This window comes from uncultured Thiodictyon sp., assembly GCF_903828115.1.
In the GTDB taxonomy this organism is placed as follows: Bacteria; Pseudomonadota; Gammaproteobacteria; order Chromatiales; family Chromatiaceae; genus Thiodictyon.
Map to the genome: position 1 here is coordinate 1 of NZ_CAIKKU010000790.1, position 2070 is coordinate 2070.

A 2070-nucleotide genomic window follows, 5' to 3' on the forward strand; every position below is an offset into this window, starting at 1 on the left:
ACGCGGGGCCCCGCGCGCGTTGGGGTGACTTTTCGCCCAGCGCTCGACGCCGCGCACGTAACTCACTGATCGTTCGCTCTGCGCCGGCCCCAGGTTGGGGTAAACGAAAGTTCCCCCGCGCCGCACGGCTATTTTTTCCAATGGGTTACGGACATCGCTAACGGCTCCGAACAGGAACTGCGGGCCGTTGCCGGGCAACTGAAGACGCATGGCAATCCGCAGGTCGCCATGCGGCGCTACCGCGGGCTCGCCGGGACCGACCTGCACGTCCTCGCGGCAACCTGTCTCGAGCCCGCGACGCGTACGTTGTGGCGGGTCGGCGCGGCGGACGCGGAAGCGGCAATCGCGGTGTTCGGCGGCGGGCGCCCCGCTCAGCATCCTCGCGACTGACCAATCCCGCTCGTTCGGGGCAGTCATCGTCGGCGGCTTCGGCGACCTGGGCTCGGAACGCGCCCTGCTGCGCAGCGAGACCCTGACCTGCGTGCGCACCGACGGCGGCGCGATCGAAGTCCCGCGCGACGCCTACGCGGTGGGCGAGGACGGTAAGGTCGGGGTGCGCGGCCGACTGGTCAGCAAGCCGGGCGCGTTGCTCGCCAAGGCGTTTCAGGTCAGCTTCCTGACCTCCTTCGCCAAGGTCTTCACCCAGGTCCCGAGCATCCCGATCAGCACTGGGGGCAACCAGATGCAGTACCAGTCCATGTTCACCCCCCAGGCCGCGGCGGCGGGGGCGGCCGGTGGGGTCGGCGGGGCCATGGACCGGTTGGCCGACTATTACATGGAAATGGCGCAGCTGTCCTTTCCGGTGCTGGAGGTCGATGCGGGGCGGGCGGTGGAGTTGATTGTGAACAAGGGGCTGTCGTTGCGGTTGGGGAGGTGATTGGGCGGCTGAGGCGCCGCCGCGTGCCTCCGAATTTAGCTGCCGCGATCCGCCTCTCCGGCCAGCCGCAAGACCTCTGCGACCAGCGCATCCGCAAGCCGATATCCCTGACGCGACAGGTCGGCCAACACGGGCCCGACGGACTCCAACAGACCGGAGCGCTTGGCGGCCAGCAGCACCCCGGCCAGACCGACCACCGGGAGCCCACGGCGCCGGGCGACGTCCCGCCCGCGACGCTCGTCGATCAGCAAGAAGCGGCAGTCGGTCTGCTCGGCCAGCAGGATCGCAGAGGCCTCGCCGGCGTCCAGCGACAGGCAGAGGCGAGCCAGTTCCGCCTCGGAACCGGGCGCCAGCGCCTGCGGCTGGATGACGCCGCGGGCGAGGGCGGCCGACAACACCCGCGCGCCCGGCCGGCCTGAATCCACGCACAGTTCGACCAGTACGGTCTCGGGGACCTGCACAGACTCGTAGAGGGATGCGAGCAGCGACAACCGGTCAATGCGGGCCAAGGCGATCAATGGCCCCGCGTCCGCGACGACGACCTGGTTCACAAGGCGATGTCCAGTTCGCCCGCCAACTCCTCGGCCGGATAGTCCACCGCGGCCAGACCGAGCGACCCCAGCAGGTCAATGAAGCCGTCCAACGACAGCCCGGCGACCTTGGCCGCCTGTGCGAGCGTCAGTTGCCGACCCTCGAACAGGCTCAAGGCCAGGGCCCGGTGGACCCCCTGGTCCAGCAGGCGCCGGTCGAAGGGCAGGGCGAGGATGGCGGGTCGGCCATGTTTGGTGATGAGCGACATCTGCCCAAGCTCGGCGTCCTTGAGCAGGTCGCCGGAGCGGGTGCGCAGATCCCGGACCGAGAAGACATCGAGCGTTTCCATGAGTGCCCCCAGATAAGTGTGCCCACGAAGCGTAGCATAAATGGGGGCGCGTCGTGGGGCCCGGGCCATGGTTGCCCTCTGATCGAGTGTCTTCTCGACGTGTTGAGCGCCCAGGATGGCGCCTCAGCGGGGCGAGGAAAGTCCACGGCCTGCGATGGTCAAGCTGTCGGATTATAGTGGACCCTGAAAACCGGACAGCAATTTAAGCTCCCGTCGAACCAAAAGGGGCATGTCAGAATGGGCGAAGCGAAGCGCAAGACGTACACGGCATCCTTCAAGGCCAAAGTTGGTCTGGAGGCGATCCGCGGGGTCA

General features: G+C 67.9%; 4 protein-coding genes. 1 reads left to right on the plus strand and 3 read right to left on the minus strand.

Going from position 1 to position 2070, the window contains the following annotated elements; genetic code table 11:
* The coding region (locus tag QZY48_RS29030; RefSeq protein ID WP_295437215.1) for a hypothetical protein at nt 1–378 on the minus strand (378 nt) is incomplete at its 3' end.
* A gap of 58 nt (nt 379–436) precedes the next feature.
* On the opposite strand from QZY48_RS29030, the gene QZY48_RS29035 reads away from it, so the two are divergent.
* Nucleotides 437–877: a TraB/VirB10 family protein gene (locus tag QZY48_RS29035; protein ID WP_295437214.1), complete on the plus strand. Its 441-nt coding sequence runs from the start codon at nt 437–439 to the stop codon at nt 875–877.
* A 35-nt stretch (nt 878–912) separates the two neighbouring features.
* On the opposite strand, the gene QZY48_RS29040 is transcribed toward QZY48_RS29035, so the two are convergent.
* Both QZY48_RS29040 and QZY48_RS29045 read right to left on the minus strand, forming a co-directional pair.
* Nucleotides 913–1428: a DUF3368 domain-containing protein gene (locus QZY48_RS29040; protein ID WP_295437210.1), complete on the minus strand. Its 516-nt coding sequence runs from the start codon at nt 1426–1428 to the stop codon at nt 913–915.
* Nucleotides 1425–1826 (minus strand): type II toxin-antitoxin system prevent-host-death family antitoxin, encoded by a 402-nt coding sequence (locus QZY48_RS29045; protein ID WP_295437212.1) that lies wholly within the window; start codon nt 1824–1826, stop codon nt 1425–1427. The genes QZY48_RS29040 and QZY48_RS29045 overlap by 4 nt, the downstream gene beginning before the upstream one ends.
* Nucleotides 1827–2070: the final 244 nt, after the last annotated feature.